The organism is Streptomyces sp. XY006 (assembly GCF_002237655.1).
Lineage (GTDB): Bacteria > Actinomycetota > Actinomycetes > Streptomycetales > Streptomycetaceae > Streptomyces > Streptomyces levis.
In genome coordinates this window covers 1-19,843 of sequence record NZ_NOKT01000004.1, presented here as the reverse complement: position 1 = coordinate 19,843, position 19,843 = coordinate 1, and the positions used below count along the sequence as shown (strand labels likewise).

Genomic DNA, 19,843 nt, shown 5'->3' with positions numbered 1-19,843 from the left:
ACAGTAGCCCCGTGACCGGGGGCCGCCAACGACCATCCGTGGGTACGCAGCCGGACGCCCCGCCGCTGACGCAGGTCAACGGCGGGGCGCGGGCTCACTCGGGGCCGTGGTGATTCGCCCGGATGGCGGACACGGCGTCCCGGCCGGAAAGACGCCGGGGGGTCTGGATCAGACCCGGACGCCGAACATGAAGGGGCCGCCGATGGTGTTCATCGACTCGTAGCGGACCACCGTGCCGGTGCGCGGGGCGTGGATGATCTGCCCGTTGCCGGCGTAGAGGCCGACGTGGTGCAGGTCGTTGAAGAAGAAGACCAGGTCGCCGACCTTGAGCTGGCTGACCGAGTAGATCTTGGTGCCGGCGCCGGTCTGGGCCTCGGAGGTGCGCGGGATCTGCACGCCGGCCGCGGCGTAGGCGCGGGAGGTGAGGCCGGAGCAGTCGTAGGAGCTCATGCCGGTGGCGCCGTAGACGTAGGGCTTGCCGAGCTGGCTCTGGGCGAAGGCGAAGGCGGCGGCGGCACGGCCGGAGCCGGGCGGGACGTTGCCGGTGAGGGCGTCGCGCTCGGCGGTCCGGCTGGCGCGGTTCTGCTCCTCGGCGAGCTTGGCCTTCTCGGCGGCGGAGAGGCTGTTGAGCAGCTTCTGCGCGGCGGCGAGCTTGCCCTGGACCTCCTTCTTCTTCTTGCCCAGTTCGGCGCGGGTGGAGGCGAGGTCCTTGAGCTTCTCGGAGGCCTCGGCGCGCTCCTGGGCGAGTTCGCGCTGCTTCTCCTGGACCTTCTTCAGCGCCTCGACCTGCTGGCCGCTCAACTGGTCGAGCGTGGAGGCCTTGTCGAGGTAGTCGTCCGGGTCCGAGGAGAGGAAGAGCTGGACCGAGGGGTCGATGCTGCCGGTGCGGTACTGCGAGGCGGCGGCGAGGCCGAGGCTGTCGCGCAGCTCGTTGAGCTCCTCCTGGCCGCGGGCGACGTTGTCCTGGATCGTGGAGATCTCCTTCTGGAGCTTCTCCTGCTTCTCCTTGGCACCGTTGTACTTCTCGGTGGCCTGCTCGGCCTCCTCGTAGAGCTTGTCGACCTTGGTCTTGACCTCGTCCTTGCTCGGCTTCTCGCTGGGGGCGGCGTTGGCGGCCTGCGAGCTGAAGGCGACGGCAGCGGCGGCGGCGGTGGTCAGCACGGTCACACGTGCGCGGCTCGGCTGCTTGGGACGACGGTGGGACGCCACGGGTGAAAAAGCTCCTTCTCGGCCCCTCCGCCGTCTCTCCCGATGAGTGATCACCCGAGCGGAGGTCTGGGGCCTGACCCTAGTGACCCTCCTGTGATCAGTTCAAATCCTCAGATGAAAAATCGCGTCACGGAAGGCCAACTTTTCCCCTGGACTCACAGGCGGTGAGACCCACTTGACTCACCGTGGCCCACAGGTCACGCCAATTCGGGCATCAGGCCCGGAGGTTACGCATGGGGGCGTACGGCCCCTAGGCCCGCGAAAGGCGCTTGAGGAGCATCGCCGAGGCGACGGGCCGGGCGCCGGCGCGGGCCACGCCGTCGGCGACCTCGCGGTCCGTGGAGGCCACGATGACCGGGCGGCCGGGCGGTTCCGCCCGCACCAGCTGGCGGATGAGCTCGTCGGCGGTGACGCCGGGCTTCGAGAACAGCACGCGGACGCCGCGCGGCGGTGCGAGCAGCACCGGCGCGGCCAGTTCGGCGCCGTCGAAGACGCAGGTCACCTCGGCCCCGCTCTGCGCGGCGAGTTGGGAGAGCTGCCCGAGCAGCCTGAGGCGCTGCTTCTCCAGCGGCATCTGCGGATAGCCGGTCTTGGTGACGTTGTAGCCGTCGACGACCAGATGGGCCTGCGGCAGCGCGAGCAGCTGGTCGAGGACCTGCGGGTCGTGCTCCGACAGGGCGCGCGCGGCGATGTCCTTCGGGGTCATCCGGCCCGGCTCGACGGCGTCGACGGTCTCGGCGGGCCGCACCGACACCGGCGGCAGGGCCAGTTCGCGGCGCAGCCCCTGGGTGGCGTCCAGCAGGGTGTCCAGCAGCAGCCGGACGCGCATGTCCTCGACGCTGCGGCCCTCGCGGGCGGCGCGCCGGGCGGCTTCCAGGGCGGCCTCGGTCTCGCCCAGCCGGGCCTTGAGCCGCCGGGTCTCGCTCTCGGCGGCGGAGACCTGGGCGTGCGCGTCGGCGCGGACGGCCTCGATCTCGCCGTGGACCTTGCGCAGGGCGGCCTCGCCGCGCTTGACGTCGCTGAGGGCGGCGCGCAGCTTGCGGTGCAGCGACTCGGTCTCCTTCTTGGCCGCGTCCAGTTCCGTGCGCAGCCGCTCGGTCTCGGTGCGGGTGTGCTCACGGGCCCGGTCGAGCTCGGCGCGCAGCCGCTCCAGCTCCGCGCGGCTCTCCTCGCCGGCGCGCTCGGCGTCGGCCCGCTGGGCCTCCTCGCCGGCGGCGGCCACCAGCTTCACCCAGCCGGGCGGGCGGAGTACGTAGGCCGCGGCCGCCACGTCGAGCGGGTCCGCGGCCGGGGGCGGGGATCCTGAGTCGAGGGCGCCGGTCAGTTCCGGCTGGGTCTCTCTGAGCTTCTCCCCGATGCGCTGCCGGAACAGCGGATCGGTCTCCAGCGCCGCGGCCATGGCGTTGCCGGCGAACTTGGCGCGGCGGTTCGGGGCGAAGCGGGCGTACTGCCGCAGCTGCGCGGGCAGCTCGCCGACCGTCAGGGACCCGAAGCCGTCCGAGACGATCTGCACGACCCTGCGGCGCACGCCGTCGGGCAGCGGACGGTCGAGCACCTCGGCGGCGCCGTCGCCCGGCCCCCCGCCCGTGGTCTCCACCATCCGTCACACCCCAATGCTGTGCGGGGCCTGCTCCTGTCAGGAGCCGGCGCCCGGCCTGTCCACGAGTTCCACCTGGTCCACCGCGTTGCACCAGCGGCAGCGCACCGACTCGATGGTCTCACTGAGCACCTCGCGCTCCTCGACCTTGGGCTCTCCGGCCAGGTCCAGGTGGACGTACTCGACGACCTTGGACGAGCGGGTCACGTCGAACCTCGTGAGGTTGCCGCAGAGGGTGCAGCGCCACCGCGTCGAGGCGGTCGGCAGGGGAACCGTCATCGTGACCTGTTCTCTTTCCTTCTAGTGTCCGTGACGCGACCGGCATCCCCGGTGCGTGTGGTCCGTAACCCTACGGCCTGGCGGGTGCTCGCCGCCCGCGTGTCCACGGCGGCGAGGCGGTCTGTGCGGTTGCGTCCGGTTACGTCATGATCTGTATTCATGATCAGCAAGTGGAGTGCGTCGATCGTCCGGGGCGGCAGAGCGGTCAGGGGGTCGTCGGCGCCGGTGACGTACGCGCTGATCGCCCTGTGCTGCGCGGTCTTCCTGGCCGGACCCGCCTCGGGCCTGAACCCGGCGTACGGCCAGGGGGACGAACTGCTCGCCGCGCAGCGGGCCTACTTCCGGCGCTGGGGTGTGATCCCCGCAGAACTGTTCGACGGGTCCGGGGGCTCGCCCCTCACCCCCGCGACGGCCCTGTTCGTCCACGGCAGCTGGGTGCATCTGCTCGGCAACATGCTCTTCCTCTACGTCTTCGGCGCGATGGCCGAGGAACGGATGGGCCGCGTGCAGTTCACCCTGTTCTACGTCGGCTGCGGCTACCTGGCCCTGCTGGGCTATGCCGTCGCCAACGCGGACTCCGAGCAGTCCCTGGTCGGTGCCTCGGGAGCGATCTCGGCGGTCCTCGGCGCGTTCCTGTACCTGTTCCCCCGGGCCCGGGTGACCAGTCTCCTGCCGTTCCTGTTCTTCCTGCCGGTGCGCTTCCCTGCGTGGATCGTGCTGCCGTTCTGGGCGGCCCTGCAGTGGCTGGCGGCGGGCCGGGCCACGGCTGGGCCGGGCGTGGCCTACCTGGCCCACCTCATCGGCTTCGGCCTGGGCTTCGGCTACGCCTCGGTCCGCTACGGCCGCCCGACCGCCCCGACTAGAGTGAAGACCGCCCCTGCTCCGGCCCCCGAGGGAGAGAACCAGCCGTGATCACCGCGATCGTCCTCATCAAGACCAGCGTGGACCGGATCCCCGAGATCGCCGAGTCGATCGCGGCGCTGGACAGCGTCAGCGAGGTCTTCTCCGTCACCGGCACCTACGACCTGATCGCGATGGTCCGGGTCAAGGAGCACGAGGACCTGGCCGAGGTCATCCCCGGCCGGATCAGCAAGATCCCCGGGGTGGAGGGCACGGACACGCACGTGGCGTTCCGTACGTACTCGCAGCACGACCTGGAGGCCGCCTTCGCCCTGGGGCTGGACAGCTGAGACCCGTTCCCGGGCGGGGTCGATGAAGAGTTCTTCATCCGGGCTTCATCCCGCGCCCCGGCTCGCCCGCGCAGGATCGGGCGCATGGCTTTCTCCCGTCGTATGGCGGCCCTGTCCGCCGTCGTGCTGATCCCGCTGGGCGTCGCCGCGACCAGCTACGCCCTCGCGGACCGCCCCGAGGCGCCCCGGGTGCCGTCCCAGCAGGTGGAGCTGGACCGCGGCACACCCACGCCCACCTCCACGCTCCGGCCCTCCGCCCGGCCCGGGCCCGGCGAGTCCGCCCCCGGCGACGAGGTGGTCTCGCGGCCCCCGGTGACCGACAGCTCAGCGAGTGACGATGACGACGACGACCGCCAGGGCACCTCGGACGACGGACCGGGCGACGACGACGGCTCCGACGGCTGACGGCGGCCGCCGGCGGATCTCCGCCCGGGTCCGGATCCTGCTGTGGCTGCTGCTGGTGATGGCGGTCGCGCTCGCCTCGGTGGCCATGACCACCCGCTCCTACCTGCTGCGGGACGTGGACAACCGGGTCAACCGGCTGCTCACCCAGGAGACCGGCGAGTTCGCCAACTTCGAGGAGCGCGGCGGCGACCCGCAGACGGGCCGGCCGTTCACGGACGCCGACCGGCTGCTGACGGTCTTCCTGGAACGGCAGTACCCGGACGCGGACGAGGAGCTGATCGGCCTGGTCGGCCGGGCCGGCGGCGGCCCGAGGCAGATCCGCCAGCCGCACGACCTGCCGGTCGCCCTGCCCCTGCACCGGGACCCCGAGGCCCGGCGCCGCATCTTCGGCTCCCCCGAGTCCTCCGGTGTGCTGCGGCGGCCGGCGGGCGAGATCCGCTGGGCCAAGGTCACCGTGGCCCAGCCGGGCCGGGAGCCGGACGCCGCGTTCGTCGTCGCCTTCCACCCGGAGCGGGAGCGGGCGCGGGTGAACACCGTCTTCCGGACGCTGCTGGTCATCTCCGGGGTCGCCCTGCTGCTGACCACCGGCATCGCCTGGGCGGTCGCCGGGCGGATCCTCCGGCCGGTGCGGGTGGTGCGCACGGCCGCCGCGCAGCTCACCGAGCAGGACCTCACGCGGCGCATCCCGGTGCACGGCCACGACGACATAGCGGCCCTGGCCGAGACGTTCAACGGCATGCTCGACCGGCTGGAGCGGGCCTTCGCCGCGCAGCGCGAGTTCGTCGACGACGCCGGGCACGAGCTGCGCACGCCCATCACCATCGTGCGGGGCCACCTGGAGGTCATGGGCGACGACCCGGCCGAGCGCGAGGAGACGGTCCGGCTGGTCACGGACGAGCTGGACCGGATGAGCCGCATCGTCGAGGACCTGCTGCTGCTCGCCAAGGCCGAACGGCCCGACTTCGTCACGCCCGAGCCGGTCCAGGTCGCCGAACTGACCGCCGACGTCTACGTCAAGGCCCGCACGCTGGGCGAGCGCGACTGGCGGCTCGACGAGGTCGCCGACCTGGAGGCCGAGCTGGACCCTCAGCGGATCACCCAGGCCATGGTGCAGCTCGCGCAGAACGCCGTGCAGCACACCACCGCCGGCCAGACCATCCGCATCGGCTCCCGCGCCGACGGCCCGCACCTGGAGCTGTACGTCGCCGACTCCGGGCCCGGGGTGCAGCCCCAGGACACCGAGGTGATCTTCGAGCGCTTCCGGCGCGGCACGGCCCGCCGCGGTGCCCGGGGCTCCGGGGCCGGGCTCGGGCTGTCCATCGTCAAGGCGATCGCCGAGGGCCACCGGGGGCGGGTGCGGCTGCGCCGGACGCCCGGCGGCGGCGCCACCTTCGCCCTCGTGCTGCACGCACCCCGCACCGTGGAAGGGGACCCCACGTGAACCGCATCCTCATCGTCGAGGACGAGGAGCGCATCGCCTCCTTCGTGGAGAAGGGACTGCGCTCCAACGGCTTCACCACGACCGTCGTCAGCGACGGCGACGCGGGCTACGAGTACGCCGTGACCGGCGGATTCGACCTCGTCGTCCTGGACATCGGACTGCCGGGCCGGGACGGCTTCACGGTGCTGCGCGAGCTGCGCGAGGCCCGGGTGTCGGTGCCGGTGATCGTGCTGACCGCGCGGGACTCCGTGCGGGACACGGTGGCCGGTCTGGAGGGCGGCGCGGACGACTGGATGACCAAGCCGTTCCGGTTCGAGGAGCTGCTGGCACGGGTGCGGCTGCGGCTGCGGACGGCGGCGCGGGCACCGGAGGTGACCGTGCTCAGGTCGGGCTCCCTGAGCCTGGACCTGCGCACGCGGCGGGCCCGGTCCGGGGAGCGGACGGTCGATCTGACGGCGCGTGAGTTCGTGCTGCTGGAACTGTTCCTGCGGCATCCCGGGCAGGTGCTGTCGCGCGAGCAGATCCTGTCGCACGTGTGGGGGTACGACTTCGATCCGGGGTCCAACATCGTGGACGTCTACGTGCGGACGCTGCGGAAGAAGCTGGGGGCGGAGCGGGTGGAGACGGTGCGGGGGATGGGGTACCGGCTGCCGTAGTACCGGCCGGGGCACCCCGCCTGAAAGTTCCTTCATGTGGAACTCATCGACGGCTCACCGCCCCGGAACATCCTCGATGACGTGCCGCTGAACCTCCGCACCACCACCGCCCTGTGCGTCGCCCTGTCCCTGTGCGCGCTGCTCGCCATGCCCACGAACTTCCCGGGGCTCGGCGCCGACGCGCGGCTCACGTTCGTCGTGTTCGTCCTCGCGACCTGCGCCTGGATCGGGACGCCGATCGACGACACCTACATCGCCCTGGGCGCCGGACTCGCGCTCACCGTGACCGGCGTGATCAGCAGCGACACCCTGTTCGGGACGCTCGGTGACGCCACGGTCTGGCTGCTGATCTGCGCATTCGTGCTGGCGGCCGCGGTGAGCCGGACCGGGCTCGCCGGGCGGGCCGCGGTGTTCCTGGTCGGCGGGGCGCGCGGCGTGCGGCAGCTGGTGCATCTGACCACCGCCGCCCTGGTCGTCACGGCGTTCGCGGTGCCCGCCACCTCGGGCCGGGCCGCGCTCGCGCTGCCGGTGTTCCTGGCCCTGGCGAAGGTCCTCGCCGACCGGAAACGACTGGTCGTGATGCTGGCGCTGCTGTTCCCGACCGTGATCCTTCTGTCGGCGGTGGCGACCCTGATCGGCGCGGGTGCGCATCTGATCACCGTGTCGGTGCTGTGGGAGACGACCGGGCAGCACATCGGCTTCACCCAGTGGCTGCTGCTTGGCCTGCCACTGGCCGTGGTCTCCTCGCATCTGGCCGCCGAGGTGGTCCTGCTGACGACGACCCGGCGCGCGGACCGCCGGGGCCCGGTCCGTATCACCCCCGAGCAGATCCAGGAGCACAGCGAGCAGCCGGTCACCGGCCCGTGGAGCCAGGCCGAGAAGCGCTGCGCCCTGCTGCTGGCCACCGTGGTCCTGCTGTGGTGCAGTGAGCCGCTGCACCGGGTGCCCCCGGCCCTGGTCGCGCTGACCGGTGCCGTCATCGCCTCCTCGCCGGCCCTGGGCACCGTGCGCCTGAAGGACGCGCTGAAGACCGTGCCCTGGTCGCTGCTGCTGTTCATGGCGGCGACGATGGCGATGGGCGTCGCGCTCGCCGACTCCGGCGCGGCCGGGTGGCTGGTCTCGGGGCTGCCGACGGGCGCGACCCCGGTGGTGTTCCTGGCGGTGGTGATCGCCGTGAGCACGGCGGCCCACCTGGTCCTGCAGTCCCGCTCGGCCCGCTCCTCGGTCCTGGTGCCGCTGGTCGTGGCCGCCGCCGTCGCCGTCGGTGTGAACCCGGTCGCCGCCGCCCTCGCCTCCACCGCCGCCGCGGGCTTCTGCCACACGCTGCCCGCCTCGGCCAAGCCGGTCACGGTCTTCGCACAGCTCCCCGGCACCCCCACCTACACCCCGCGCGACCTGCTGCGCCTGTCCGCCGTCCTGGCCCCGCTGACCGCGGTGCTCGTCCTGTCGTTCGCCGTCGCGGTGTGGCCGCTGCTCGGCGTGTCCGTCACCCGTTGAGGAGCCTTACGTGCTGAACCGTGTCGTCGTAGCCCCCAGTGGCTTCAAGGAGTCCCTGTCGGCCGAGGCCGCCGCGAACGCCATCGCGGCCGGGGTGCGCCGCGTGCTGCCCGGCGCCGAACTCGACCTGGTCCCGCTGGTGGACGGCGGCGAGGGCACGGCCCTGGCCCTGGCCGCCGCGACCGGGGGCAGGATCGTCACCGTGCCGGCGACCGGCCCGGTCGGACAGACCGTGGCCGCGCACTTCGCCCTGCTGGGCTCCGGGGACACGGCCGTGGTGGAGATGGCGGCGGTCGCGGGCCTCTCCCTGGTTCCCCGGGACCTGCGCGACCCGGGCGCCACGACCACGTACGGCGTCGGCGAACTGGTCCGCGCCGCCCTGGACTCGGGCGTCCGGCGGATCCTCGTCGGCTGCGGGGACTCGGGCACCTGTGACGGCGGCGCGGGCGCGCTGCAGGCCCTCGGGGCCCGGCTGCTGGACGAGCGGGGCCGCGAACTCCCCCGTGGCGGCCGGGAGCTGACCCGGCTGCACCGCATCGACCCGACCGGCCTGGATCCCCGGCTGGCGGACGTGGAACTCCTCGTCGCCTGCAACCCGTTCAACGTGCTGTGCGGCGAGCGCGGCGTGGCCCGGGTCTTCGGGCCGCAGAAGGGGGCCACGCCCGCGCAGGTGGAGGAGCTGTCGGCGGCCCTGGAGAACTGGGCGTCCGTCCTCACCCGGGACGCCGCCGTGCCGGACACCGAGCTGCGCGGCGGCCCGGGGACGGGCGCCTCCGGCGGGCTGGGAGCCGGGCTGGCCGCCCTGGGCGCCCGGCTCCTGCCCCGCTTCGACGTGCTGCTGGACCATCTCGACCTGGACGCCCGGCTGGCCCGCGCCGATCTGGTCGTCACCGCGGAGGGCGCCCTGGACCACCAGACGCCGCGCGGCAAGGTCCCGGCCGAGGTGGCCCGCCGGGCGAAGCTGTACGGCCGCCCGGTGCTGGCCCTGGCCGGCACGCTCGGCGAGGGCGCGCACCGGGTGCCGGGCGTGGACGCCTGCCACGGCATCCTGCCCGCCCCGATGGAGCTGGCGGAGGCGCTGCTGCGGGCGAGCGAGCTGCTCACCGACGCCACCGAACGGGCCCTGCGGATGATCGTCCTGGGCGCCCGGCTGCCGTCGGCCGCCGGCCGGGCCGTTCAGGCGGAGGTGTCGGGCACGCAGCGCCCGTCCTCCGTGCGGTAGTTCCACTTCGCCCCGTCCGTGACCAGCTCGCGCACGGCCCGCACGAACCGCTCCACGTGCTCGTCGGGCGTGCCGGCGCCGAAGCTGACCCGGATGGCGTTGAGCGACTTCTCCCCCGGCGCGGCCTCGGGCGCCCCGCACTCGCCCTGCGTCTGCGGGTCGCTGCCGAGCAGCGTGCGCACCAGCGGGTGGGCGCAGAACAGCCCGTCGCGTACGCCGATGCCGTACTCGGCGGAGAGGGCGGCGGCGAAGTGGGAGCTGTTCCAGCCGTCGACGACGAAGGAGAGCACACCGACGCGCGGGGCGTCGTCGCCGAACAGGGACAGGACCCGGACCTGGGGCACCTCGGCGAGCCCCGCGCGGACCTTCTCGATCAGGTACCGCTCGCGGGCGACCAGGGTGTCGAAACCGGCCTCGGTGAGGGCCTTGCAGGCGGAGGCGATGGAGTAGGCGCCGATGACGTTCGGGGAGCCGGCCTCGTGGCGGGCGGCGCTCTCGTGCCACTCCACGTCCACGCCCCCGTCGGTGCGCCGCGTGACCTTCCGGGAGGCGCCGCCGCCGGCGAGGTACGGCTGGGCCTCGCACAGCCAGTCGGCCCGCCCCGCCAGGACGCCGGAGCCGAAGGGCGCGTACAGCTTGTGCCCGGAGAAGGCGACCCAGTCGACGCCGAGCTCCGCGACGGACACCGGGTGGTGGGGCGCCAGCTGGGCGGCGTCCAGCACGATCCGGGCGCCGTGGGCGTGCGCGGCGGCCGCCAGCTCCCGTACGGGCCACAACTCGCCGGTGACGTTGGAGGCTCCGGTGACGCAGACCAGGGCCGGCCCGTGGGGGTCCCGGTCGGCGAGCGCGCGCTCCAGGGTCTCGACGGCCTCGCGGTGACTCCTCGGGGCGTCGAGGTACGTGACACGGGCGTCGCGCCAGGGCAGCAGGGAGGCGTGGTGCTCGGTCTCGAACACGAACACCCGGCAGTCCTCCGGCAGGGCGGCGGCGAGCAGGTTGAGGGAGTCGGTGGTGGAGCGGGTGAAGACCACCTGGTCGTCGGCGCGGCAGCCGAGGAACTCCGCGACGGTCCGGCGGGCGTTCTCGAACAGGTCGGTCGACAGCTGGGACAGGTACCCGGCGCCGCGGTGCACGCTGCCGTAGTAGGGCGCGTAGGCGGCGACGTCGTCCCAGACCCGCTGCAGGGCCGGGGCGCTGGCGGCGTAGTCGAGCGCGGCGTAGGTGACCTCGCCGCCGGTCACCAGCGGCACGGTGACGTCCCGGCCCAGAACGGGCAGCGGGGCACAAACGGACTGGTCTGCGGCAACGGTGGAGACGGACATGGGGGAACTCCCGTGAGATCAGGTGTGTCCGCCCGCGAGCCGGTGGACGGCCGGCGGGGGTGAAGGAAGAAGGGATGCGGAGGCGGGGCTCTGCGGCCCTATCGCATTCGCTGACTCACGGAGAACTCCTCGACGACCAGGACCCCTGGTATCGCGAGGGGTCCGCGCTTGCCGCAGACCTCGCTGCCTGCGGCCTGGTCTTCACCCGGGGCACCCCGCCACGGACGGAGGGTTGCCGGACAGTCGGCCGGGGCCTCATGACTGTCACTCATGACCTGGTTCAGGAACGTACGCGAAAAGATCGGCGTCCCGCAACCCGGGTCCGGATCGCGGGACGCCGCACGTCGTGCCCGGCCTACGCGTTGCTGGCGGCCACCCACCGCTCCAGGGTCCGCTTGGCGGCCCCGGAGTCGATCGCCTCCGCCGCCTTGGCCATGCCGGCGGCGATCTGCTCGGCCAGCGTGCCCGTGCCCGGCTCCAGCGCCACCAGCGCCGCGGCCGCGTTCAGCAGCACCGCGTCGCGCACCGGGCCCCGCTCGCCGTCCAGCAGGCGGCGGGCGACCTCGGCGTTGTAGGACGCGTCCGCACCGCGCAGGGCCTCCACGGGGACCAGTTCGATCCCCACCTCGCGCGGGTCGAAGGTCTCCTCGGTCACCTTGCCGTCGCGCACGATCCAGACTCGGGAGGTGGCCGTGGTGGTCAGCTCGTCGAGGCCGTCGTCGCCGCGGAAGACCAGGGAGGAGTGGCCGCGTTCGGCGAAGACGCCGGCGACGATCGGCGCCATGCGCGGGTCCGCCACGCCGACCGCCTGGGCCCGGACCTTCGCGGGGTTGGTCAGCGGGCCGAGGACGTTGAAGATGGTCCGGATGCCCAACTGCCCGCGGGCCGCGCCCGCGTACCGCATCGACGGGTGGAACTTCGCCGCGAAGCAGAAGGTGATCCCGGCCTCCTCGGCCACCCCGGCCACCCGGTGCGTCGGCAGCTCCAGATTGACGCCGAGCTTCTCCAGGACGTCCGAGGCGCCGGACGCCGAGGAGGCGGCGCGGTTGCCGTGCTTGACGACCTTCGCGCCCGTGCCGGCGATGACGATCGCCGACATCGTGGAGATGTTGACGGTCTTGGCGCCGTCGCCGCCCGTCCCGACGATGTCGACCGCGGGGCCCGGCACCTCGATGACGTTGGCGTGCGCGTACATCGCCCGGACGAACCCGGCGATCTCCTCGACGGTCTCGCCCTTGGCGCGCAGTGCCACGACGAACCCGGCGATCTGCGCGTCCGTCGCCTCGCCGCGCATGATCAGGTCCATCGCCCACGCGGTGTCGTCGGCGGTCAGGTCCCGGCCCTGAAGCAGGCCGTTCAACAGCAGGGGCCAGGAGCGGCCCGCCGCGGTGTCGCCTCCAGCGGGGGTCACAGCGCTCATAAGCCGCTCCAGGGTCAGGCGTCCCGCACTACGGGACGAGAGTCTCAACGAGGTCCACCCTATCCAGCCCCACGGCACCACGAAGGGCCCCGTCCGAACACCGGACGGGGCCCTTTGCGTGGCGTGGCGAAGCAGTGATCAGTGGTGGCCGTGGCCGCTCGTGATCTCCCGGTACTCCTCGACGGTGGGCTTCGGGATCTGGGCGCCCTCGCCGTAGTAGGCGTCGCTGAGCTTGGCGCGCAGCTTCTCGGAGCCCTTCACCTTGCGCTCGACACCGTTCTCGTCGACCGTCGGGCCGAGCTCGACCGGCTGGTACTGCTCGTGCGCCGTGAGCGTGTACATCTGCTCCTGGCTGAGCGGCTCGTGCACCTCGATGAACTCACCGTGCGGCAGGCGCTTGATGATGCCCGACTCGCGGCCGTGCAGCACCTTGTCCTTGTCCCGGCGCTGCAGGCCGAGGCAGATGCGCTTGGTGATGATGAACGCGATGACCGGTCCGGCGAAGAACCCGATCCGGACGAACCAGGTGACCGCGTTGATCGACAGGTGGAAGTGCGTGGCGACGATGTCGTTGCCACCGCCGATCAGCATGATGATGTAGCCGGTCACCCAGGCGACACCGAAGGCGGTGCGCGTCGGGGCGTTGCGCGGGCGGTCCAGGATGTGGTGCTCGCGCTTGTCCCCGGTCACCCAGGACTCGATGAACGGGTACAGGGCGATGATCGCGAGGAACAGGCCGAAGAGGACCAGCGGGATGAACACGCCCAGGACGAGCGTGTGACCCCAGAAGTTGATCTCCCAGCCCGGCATGGCGCGGACCAGACCCTCGGCGAAGCCCATGTACCAGTCGGGCTGGGCGCCGGTCGACACCTGGTCGGGCCGGTAGGGGCCCAGGACCCAGATCGGGTTGACGGTCGCGATGCCGGCGATGGCCGCGATGACACCGAAGACCAGGAAGAAGAAGCCTCCGGCCTTGGCCATGTAGACCGGCAGCAGCGGCATGCCGACGACGTTCTTGTTGGTCCGGCCGGGACCCGCGAACTGCGTGTGCTTGTGGTAGAAGACCAGGATCAGGTGGCCGACCACGAGCCCGAGCATGATGCCGGGCAGCAGCAGGATGTGGATCGAGTAGAACCGGGCGACGAAGTCGGTGCCCGGGAACTCCCCGCCGAACAGGAACATCGAGATGTACGTGCCGACGATCGGCACGGACAGGATCGCGCCCTGCGTGAAGCGGACACCGGTGCCGGAGAGCAGGTCGTCCGGGAGCGAGTAGCCGGTGAAACCGGTGAACATGCCCAGGACGAACAGCAGGAAGCCGAACAGCCAGTTGATCTCGCGCGGCTTGCGGAACGCGCCGGTGAAGAAGACGCGCATCATGTGCACGAACATGCCGGCGAGGAAGATGATCGCCGCCCAGTGGTGGATCTGCCGGATGAGCAGACCGCCGCGGACGTCGAAGCTGATGTCCAGCGTGGAGGCGAACGCCTCCGACATCAGCTGCCCCTGGAGCGGGACGTAACTGCCGTGGTACTCCACCTCGTTCATCGACGGGTGGAAGAACAGCGTCAGGTACACACCCGTCAGGATGATGATGATGAAGCTGTAGAGGCAGATCTCACCCAGCATGAAGGACCAGTGGTCCGGGAAGATCTTGCGCATGTTGGCCTTGGCCAGGGAGTAGATCCCCAGGCGGCCGTCGGCCCAGTCGGCGACCCGCTCGCCGGCGGGCGCCTTGCGGCGGTCGTCCTTGTTACTCATCCGCGCTCCCAGAAGGCAGGACCGACGGGCTCTTCGAAGTCGCCGAGCGCCTCGAGGTAGCCCTCGTCGTTCACGCCGATGCGCAGCTGCGGCAGGGCGTGACCGGCGGGACCGAAGATCACTCGGGCACCGTCGGACAGGTCGAAGGTGGACTGGTGGCAGGGGCAGAGCACGTGGTGCGTCTGCTGCTCGTACAGGGAGATCGGGCAACCGACGTGGGTGCAGATCTTCGAGTACGCGACGATGCCCTCGTGCGACCACTCGAGCTCGCGCTTGTCCTTGATGTCCTCCGGCTGGATCCGGACGATCATCAGGGCGGCCTTGGCGATCTCGTTCTGGAAGTCGTGGTCGTGCTCCTCCAGGCCCTCGGGCTTGGCGAAGGTCAGCGAACCGACGGCGACGTCCGAGGGGCGCAGCGGCTGGTTCGTGTTCATGTTCACGAGCAGCTTGCCCTTGGACCACAGCGTGTGGCGGAGCTTGGTGCCGGGCAGCGGGCCGAGGTCGCGCAGCAGCACGACGCCGGAGAGCGGCACCAGCGTGAGCGCGCCGAGCATGGTGTTGCGGATCAGCTTGCGGCGGCCGAGCGCGGACTCCTTGGCGCCCTGCTTGAAGTCCGCGAAGACCTTCTCGCGTACCTCGGGCTCCGCCTCGATCGGGTGCCGCTCGTCGGCGATCTCCACGTCCGACATCAGGGTGCGCGCCCAGTGGACGGCGCCGGCGCCGATGCAGAACAGCGCGATGCCGAGCGTGATGCCCAGCGCGAAGTTCAGGGCGCTGATGTGGCCGAGCGGGAAGATGAAGACCGACTTGTCGACCGGGATCGCCACGAACGCGGCGATGAAGGCGATGGTGGCCAGCATCGACACCGTGAACATCAGGGCGACCGAGCGCTCGGACCGCTTGGCGGCCCGCTCGTCGACGTCCTGGATCCGGTGCTCGTGGGGCGGCAGGCCCGGGTCGGCGAACGGGTGCTTCTCGTCCGCGACGCTGACCACACCGTGCTCGTCATGTCCTGCGGACTGCACGGCAGGCAGGTTCTCTTCTGGAATGTCTTGGCTACTCATGACTTCTTGGCCTTTGCGGTCCGGGCGGCGACCCACACGGCGACGGCGATCAGTCCGCCGAGACCGAAGATCCAGCCGAAGAGGCCCTCGCTGACCGGTCCGAGACCGCCCAGTTCGAGGCCGCCGGGGCTCTCGGTCTGCTCGCTGTTGACCGCGTCGAGGTACGCGATGATGTCCTTCTTGTTCTTCTCCGACAGCGTGGTGTCGGGGAAGGACGGCATGTTCTGCGGGCCGGTCTGCATGGCCTCGTAGATGTGCTTCGGCTCGACGCCCTCGAGAGTGGGTGCGTACTTGCCGTGCGTCAGGGCGCCACCCTTGCCCGTGAAGTTGTGGCACTGCGCGCAGTTGGTCCGGAAGAGCTCACCGCCCTTGGCGATGTCGGCACCCTCGGGGCTGTACTGGTCCTCCGTCGGGACGGCCGGGCCGGCACCGAGGGAGGCGATGTACGCCGCGAGCTGGTCGATCTCGGCCTGGGTGTAGATGTTCTTCTTCTTCGGGACCTGCGGGCCCTGGGAGGTGGCGGCCGGCATACGGCCCGTGCCCACCTGGAAGTCGACGGACGCGGCGCCCACACCCACCAGGCTCGGGCCGTCGGAGGTGCCCTGACCGCCGGTGCCGTGGCAACTGGCGCAGCCGACCGAGTAGAGCTTCTTGCCCTCCTCGATGGTGAGGGACTGGGCGGATTCGTCGGCCTGCGCCTTGCTCGCGGGTGCGAACGCGGCGTACAGCCCCCCGGTGCATGCCAGCGCGAGGAGTAGGACGACGAGCGCCGCCATCGGGTGGCGTCGTCGTGCGGAGAGCTTTTTCACGGATTACCCCGGTGTCAGGATCTTCTGCGTCGATGCTTCTGGGATGCGCGCCTCGTCGGGCGCGGCGGATGCGGGCCCTGCTACTTGATCATGTAGATCGTGGCGAAGAGGCCGATCCAGACGACATCGACGAAGTGCCAGTAGTAGGACACGACGATCGCGGCGGTCGCCTGCTCGTGGGTGAACCTCCGGGCCGCGTAGGTCCGGCCCAGGACCAGCAGGAAGGCGATGAGACCGCCCGTCACGTGCAGGCCGTGGAAGCCGGTGGTCAGGTAGAAGACCGAGCCGTACGGGTCGGACGAGAGAGACAGGCCCTCGTGCTTGACCAGCTCGGTGTACTCGAAGACCTGACCGCCGATGAAGATCGCACCCATGATGAAGGTGACGATGAACCACGCCCGGAGCTTCTTCACGTCACCGCGCTCGGCGGCGAAGACGCCGAGCTGGCAGGTGAGCGAGGAGAGCACCAGGATCGTGGTGTTCGTCGCCGAGAACGGGAAGTTCAGGGCATCGGCCTTCTCCTGCCAGAAGTCAGGACCGGTCACCGATCGCAGGGTGAAGTACATCGCGAAGAGGGCCGCGAAGAACATCAGCTCGGAACTCAACCAGATGATGGTTCCGACGCTGGTGAGGTTCGGCCGGTTGACCGACGGGTGCGCGTGCCCGGTTTCTACTGTCGTTGCTGTCGCCACGACCGACATTATGTCGGTCGCTTATCCCGCCCTCACTCCGGGGGGTGCCGTTCGGAGTGTCTAAGCCGGTCGTACCGGTGTTGACGTGGTGTTCAAGGGAGTAGCATCCGGCCCAACGGGCCTGTCCTTACGACGCTGACGTCACGGAGGAACAATGCAGCCGACCGCCACGGTGCTGGTCTACAGCGACGACTCCAACACCCGCGAGCAGGTGCGGCTCGCGACCGGCCGACGGCCGGCTCCGGACGTCCCTGTGGTGGAGTTCGTCGAGTGCGCGACCCCGGCGGCGGTGATCAAGGAGCTGGACCGGGGCGGGATCGACGTCTGCGTGCTGGACGGGGAGGCCGTGCCCATGGGGGGCATGGGGGTCTGCCGGCAGATCAAGGACGAGATCTTCGACTGTCCTCCCGTGCTGTTGCTGATCGGGCGGCCGCAGGACGCCTGGCTGGCCACGTGGAGCCGTGCGGAGGCGGCGGTGACGCTGCCGGTGGAACCGGTGGAGTTCGCCTCCGCCCTGGCCTCGCTGCTGCGGGAGAAGGCGGCTCTGAACGCCTAGGGGCCCGTCTCCGGGACGCGTCCCCGGGGCGGCTAGACGCTCTGCGGGCGCAGCCGGGCCCTGTCCGCCGGGGTGGGGCCCTCCGGGGTGCCGCCGAAGAGGGCGCTGCCGGTGCGCCATCTCGACCAGTCGAGGTTCCAGTCGCCGTAGCCGTTGCCGAAGGGGGCCATCGAGTCGCCGGCGGAGTTGACGACCTTGACGATGTCGCCCTCGCGGATGTTCTCGTAGAACCAGGCCGCGTTCTCGGTGCTCATGCCGGTGCAGCCGTGGCTGACGTTGGCTGAGCCCTGGGAGCCCACGGACCAGGGGGCGGCGTGGACGTACTCGCCGCTGTTGGTGACGCGGACCGAGTGGTGGACGATCAGGTCGTAGAAGTCCGAGGCGCCGATGCTGGCGCTGGTCATGCGGACGGTGCCCTCCTTGGCCAGGACGACCTTGACGCCGTTGCGGGTGTCGTAGCCGGGCATGCCCGTGGTGACCGGTATCTGGCGGACGACCTCGTCGTTCTTGTAGACGGTCATCTGATGGGCCGCGGCGTCCGTGACGGCGACGACCTTGTCGGCCGTGGTGATGGTCAGCGGCTTGGCCTTGCCGCCCCACATGCGGTCGCCGATCTTGATGCCCTCCAGGTTGCTGCGGACCTGGACGGTGGCCTGGGCGGGCCAGTAGTCCTTCGGGCGGTAGTGCAGCTTCTTGTCGTCCACCCAGTGCCAGGCGCCGTCCGTGGCGGGGGTGGAGGAGACCTTGAGCGCGCGTTCGACGGTGGCGCGCTGCGTCTTGTCCTTGACAGGCTGGCTGAGCTCGGCCGTGATGGGCTGGCCGACGCCGTAGGTGCCCTGCTTGGGGCCGAAGGTGACGTCCAGGCGCTTCTTGGCGGCCGGCTTGCCGGTGTCGAAGGTGAGGACCTTGCGGCCGGGCGCGCCGTCCTCGTCCTCGGTGCTCACCCGGACCGTGTAGCTGGCGTTGGCGGCGAGCGGCGAGGTGCTGTGCCAGCGGCCCCCGTCGGCGGCGAGTTCGCCCGCCACGTGGCGTCCTGAGGCGTCGTAGGCGGTGACGTCGGTGATGCGTCCGTCGGAGTCCTCGGCGACGACTTCCAGGGGCTTGTCCGGGTCGGCCTTCTTGCGGCCGTCGGGGGTGTTGAAGGAGATCTGGTCCGCCGCGTCGTAGGGCCGGGCGGAGAGCGGGTTGCCGTCGGAGCCGCAGGCGGTGACGCCCGCGCAGAGGGATATGACCAGCAGTGCGCAGCTGACGGCGGGGCGGGAGGTCGCTGTGTGGCTCATGGCCTCACGCTAGGAAGCCACGTCAACTGCGGCACGCCGACTGACTCGTACGAGTGACATGTATTGCGTCGAAAGCAGGAGCCCGCGCACAGGGGTCCGGACACGGACAGGGGCCCGGACGCTCCTCATGGAGTGTCCGGGCCCCTGCGGCGCTCGGCGTGGGCTACTGGGTGCGGTTCTCACCGCGGTAGTACTCGAAGACCCAGCCCCAGATGCCGATCAGGATGATCGGCAGCGAGAAGTACATCAGCCACCAGCCGATGGCGACGGCCAGGAAGGCCAGGGCGCCACCGATGGCCAGGGAGAGCGGCTGCCAGCTGTGCGGGCTGAAGAACCCGACCTCGCCGGCGTCGTCGGCGACGTCCGCCTCCTTGTTGTCCTGCGCGCCGACGTCCACCCGCTTGGCCGTGAAGCCGAGGTAGAAGCCGATCATGATGCACAGGCCGAAGGCCAGGAACAGGGCCGTGGTGCCGGCCGGCTCCTTCGACCACATGCCGTAGACGATGGCCATGACGAGCACGAACGCGCTCAGCCACATGAACATCTTGCCCTGGATCTTCACTTGCCGGCCTCCTTGCCGCCAGCCAGAGCCTTGTCGCCGTGACCCACGTTCTCGAGCTGGTCGAGGGCGGCGATCTCCGGGTGGTGCAGGTCGAACGCCGGGGATTCACTGCGGATCCGCGGCATGGTGATGAAGTTGTGCCGCGGCGGCGGGCAGGAGGTGGCCCACTCCAGGGAGCGGCCGTAGCCCCACGGGTCGTCGACGCCGACCGGCTTGCCGTACTTGGCCGTCTTCCACACGTTGTAGAAGAACGGCAGGATCGACATGCCGAGCAGGAACGAGCTGATCGTCGAGATCGTGTTCAGCGCGGTGAAGCCGTCGGCCGCCAGGTAGTCGGCGTAACGGCGCGGCATGCCCTCGGCGCCCAGCCAGTGCTGGACCAGGAACGTGCCGTGGAAGCCGATGAACAGCGTCCAGAAGGTGATCTTGCCCAGGCGCTCGTCCAGCATCTTGCCGGTCCACTTCGGCCACCAGAAGTGGAAGCCGGAGAACATCGCGAACACCACGGTGCCGAAGACGACGTAGTGGAAGTGGGCCACCACGAAGTACGAGTCGGAGACGTGGAAGTCCATCGGCGGCGAGGCCAGGATGACACCGGTCAGACCACCGAAGGTGAAGGTGATCAGGAAGCCGGTGGCCCAGAGCATCGGGGTCTCGAAGGACAGCGAGCCCTTCCACATCGTGCCGATCCAGTTGAAGAACTTCACACCGGTCGGGACGGCGATGAGGAACGTCATGAAGGAGAAGAACGGCAGCAGCACACCGCCGGTGACGTACATGTGGTGCGCCCACACCGTCACGGACAGGCCCGCGATCGCGATGGTCGCGCCGATCAGACCCGTGTAGCCGAACATCGGCTTGCGGGAGAAGACCGGGATGAC

The 19,843-nt window shown here is 70.8% G+C and carries 20 protein-coding genes and 1 riboswitch; of the genes, 8 read left to right on the top strand and 12 right to left on the bottom strand.

The annotated features are described in order from the left end of the window. Positions 1-168 precede the first annotated feature (168 nt). The 3 genes from CHR28_RS06215 to CHR28_RS06205 form a co-directional block, all read right to left on the bottom strand. Positions 169-1,209, bottom strand: coding sequence for a C40 family peptidase (locus CHR28_RS06215; RefSeq protein ID WP_094052459.1), 1,041 nt, complete (start codon positions 1,207-1,209; stop codon positions 169-171). 250 nt (positions 1,210-1,459) lie between these two features. Then, positions 1,460-2,809, bottom strand: coding sequence for an NYN domain-containing protein (locus CHR28_RS06210; protein ID WP_094052458.1), 1,350 nt, complete (start codon positions 2,807-2,809; stop codon positions 1,460-1,462). A 36-nt stretch (positions 2,810-2,845) separates the two neighbouring features. Beyond that, positions 2,846-3,085: a hypothetical protein gene (locus CHR28_RS06205; RefSeq protein ID WP_010048941.1), complete on the bottom strand. Its 240-nt coding sequence runs from the start codon at positions 3,083-3,085 to the stop codon at positions 2,846-2,848. Between the two features lie 159 nt (positions 3,086-3,244). Here CHR28_RS06205 and CHR28_RS06200 point away from each other — a divergent pair, with 159 nt between their 5' ends. The 7 genes from CHR28_RS06200 (at position 3,245) to CHR28_RS06170 (ending at position 9,496) form a co-directional block, all read left to right on the top strand. After that, a complete protein-coding gene (locus CHR28_RS06200) occupies positions 3,245-3,997 on the top strand; it encodes a rhomboid family intramembrane serine protease (RefSeq protein WP_094052457.1) in 753 nt (250 codons plus the stop codon). Beyond that, positions 3,994-4,275 carry an Lrp/AsnC family transcriptional regulator gene (locus CHR28_RS06195; RefSeq protein WP_094052456.1) on the top strand — a complete coding sequence of 94 codons (282 nt, stop codon included), beginning with the start codon at positions 3,994-3,996 and terminating at the stop codon, positions 4,273-4,275. The genes CHR28_RS06200 and CHR28_RS06195 overlap by 4 nt, the downstream gene beginning before the upstream one ends. 84 nt (positions 4,276-4,359) lie before the next feature. After that, the gene (locus CHR28_RS06190) at positions 4,360-4,680 is read left to right on the top strand and encodes a small secreted hydrophilic protein (RefSeq protein ID WP_094052455.1); all 321 of its coding nucleotides are present in this window, start codon (positions 4,360-4,362) and stop codon (positions 4,678-4,680) included. Continuing rightward, positions 4,613-6,121, top strand: a complete 1,509-nt coding sequence (locus CHR28_RS06185) for a sensor histidine kinase (RefSeq protein WP_179272326.1) — start codon at positions 4,613-4,615, stop codon at positions 6,119-6,121. The genes CHR28_RS06190 and CHR28_RS06185 overlap by 68 nt, the downstream gene beginning before the upstream one ends. Further along, positions 6,118-6,777: a response regulator transcription factor gene (locus tag CHR28_RS06180; protein WP_094052454.1), complete on the top strand. Its 660-nt coding sequence runs from the start codon at positions 6,118-6,120 to the stop codon at positions 6,775-6,777. The genes CHR28_RS06185 and CHR28_RS06180 overlap by 4 nt, the downstream gene beginning before the upstream one ends. 81 nt (positions 6,778-6,858) lie before the next feature. Next, positions 6,859-8,274 (top strand): SLC13 family permease, encoded by a 1,416-nt coding sequence (locus CHR28_RS06175; RefSeq protein ID WP_179272343.1) that lies wholly within the window; start codon positions 6,859-6,861, stop codon positions 8,272-8,274. Between the two features lie 10 nt (positions 8,275-8,284). Beyond that, positions 8,285-9,496, top strand: coding sequence for a glycerate kinase (locus CHR28_RS06170; RefSeq protein WP_094052453.1), 1,212 nt, complete (start codon positions 8,285-8,287; stop codon positions 9,494-9,496). On the opposite strand, the gene CHR28_RS06165 is transcribed toward CHR28_RS06170, so the two are convergent. The 6 genes from CHR28_RS06165 to ctaE all read right to left on the bottom strand — a co-directional run bounded on the left by CHR28_RS06165 (position 9,451) and on the right by ctaE (position 16,573). Continuing rightward, on the bottom strand, positions 9,451-10,818 hold the full coding sequence (locus CHR28_RS06165) for an aminotransferase class V-fold PLP-dependent enzyme (protein WP_094052452.1): 1,368 nt from the start codon (positions 10,816-10,818) through the stop codon (positions 9,451-9,453). The two genes, CHR28_RS06170 and CHR28_RS06165, sit on opposite strands and share 46 nt — an antisense overlap. A gap of 159 nt (positions 10,819-10,977) precedes the next feature. Next, positions 10,978-11,094: riboswitch (SAM riboswitch) on the bottom strand. 79 nt (positions 11,095-11,173) lie between these two features. Further along, a complete protein-coding gene (gene trpD, locus CHR28_RS06160) occupies positions 11,174-12,238 on the bottom strand; it encodes an anthranilate phosphoribosyltransferase (protein WP_094052451.1) in 1,065 nt (354 codons plus the stop codon). Between the two features lie 138 nt (positions 12,239-12,376). After that, the gene (qcrB, locus tag CHR28_RS06155) at positions 12,377-13,999 is read right to left on the bottom strand and encodes a cytochrome bc1 complex cytochrome b subunit (RefSeq protein ID WP_094052450.1); all 1,623 of its coding nucleotides are present in this window, start codon (positions 13,997-13,999) and stop codon (positions 12,377-12,379) included. After that, entirely contained in the window at positions 13,996-15,063 is a 1,068-nt protein-coding gene (gene qcrA / locus CHR28_RS06150) for a cytochrome bc1 complex Rieske iron-sulfur subunit (protein WP_094052449.1), read from the bottom strand. The genes qcrB and qcrA overlap by 4 nt, the downstream gene beginning before the upstream one ends. Further along, a complete protein-coding gene (gene qcrC, locus CHR28_RS06145) occupies positions 15,060-15,872 on the bottom strand; it encodes a cytochrome bc1 complex diheme cytochrome c subunit (protein ID WP_094052448.1) in 813 nt (270 codons plus the stop codon). Before qcrC ends, qcrA begins: the two co-directional genes overlap by 4 nt. Before the next feature lie 80 nt (positions 15,873-15,952). After that, complete coding sequence (ctaE, locus tag CHR28_RS06140) at positions 15,953-16,573, bottom strand: aa3-type cytochrome oxidase subunit III (protein WP_094052447.1); 621 nt, start codon at positions 16,571-16,573, stop codon at positions 15,953-15,955. Between the two features lie 145 nt (positions 16,574-16,718). On the opposite strand from ctaE, the gene CHR28_RS06135 reads away from it, so the two are divergent. Next, a complete protein-coding gene (locus CHR28_RS06135; protein WP_094052446.1) occupies positions 16,719-17,120 on the top strand; it encodes a hypothetical protein in 402 nt (133 codons plus the stop codon). A 32-nt stretch (positions 17,121-17,152) separates the two neighbouring features. Here CHR28_RS06135 and CHR28_RS06130 read toward each other — a convergent pair whose 3' ends face one another. From CHR28_RS06130 to CHR28_RS06120, 3 genes are all read right to left on the bottom strand, one after another. Then, the gene (locus CHR28_RS06130) at positions 17,153-18,400 is read right to left on the bottom strand and encodes a L,D-transpeptidase (protein ID WP_094052445.1); all 1,248 of its coding nucleotides are present in this window, start codon (positions 18,398-18,400) and stop codon (positions 17,153-17,155) included. Between the two features lie 163 nt (positions 18,401-18,563). After that, positions 18,564-18,962: a cytochrome c oxidase subunit 4 gene (locus tag CHR28_RS06125; RefSeq protein WP_094052444.1), complete on the bottom strand. Its 399-nt coding sequence runs from the start codon at positions 18,960-18,962 to the stop codon at positions 18,564-18,566. Further along, positions 18,959-19,843: cytochrome c oxidase subunit I (locus CHR28_RS06120; protein WP_179272325.1), on the bottom strand; the 885-nt coding region annotated here is incomplete at its 5' end. The genes CHR28_RS06125 and CHR28_RS06120, both read right to left, overlap by 4 nt.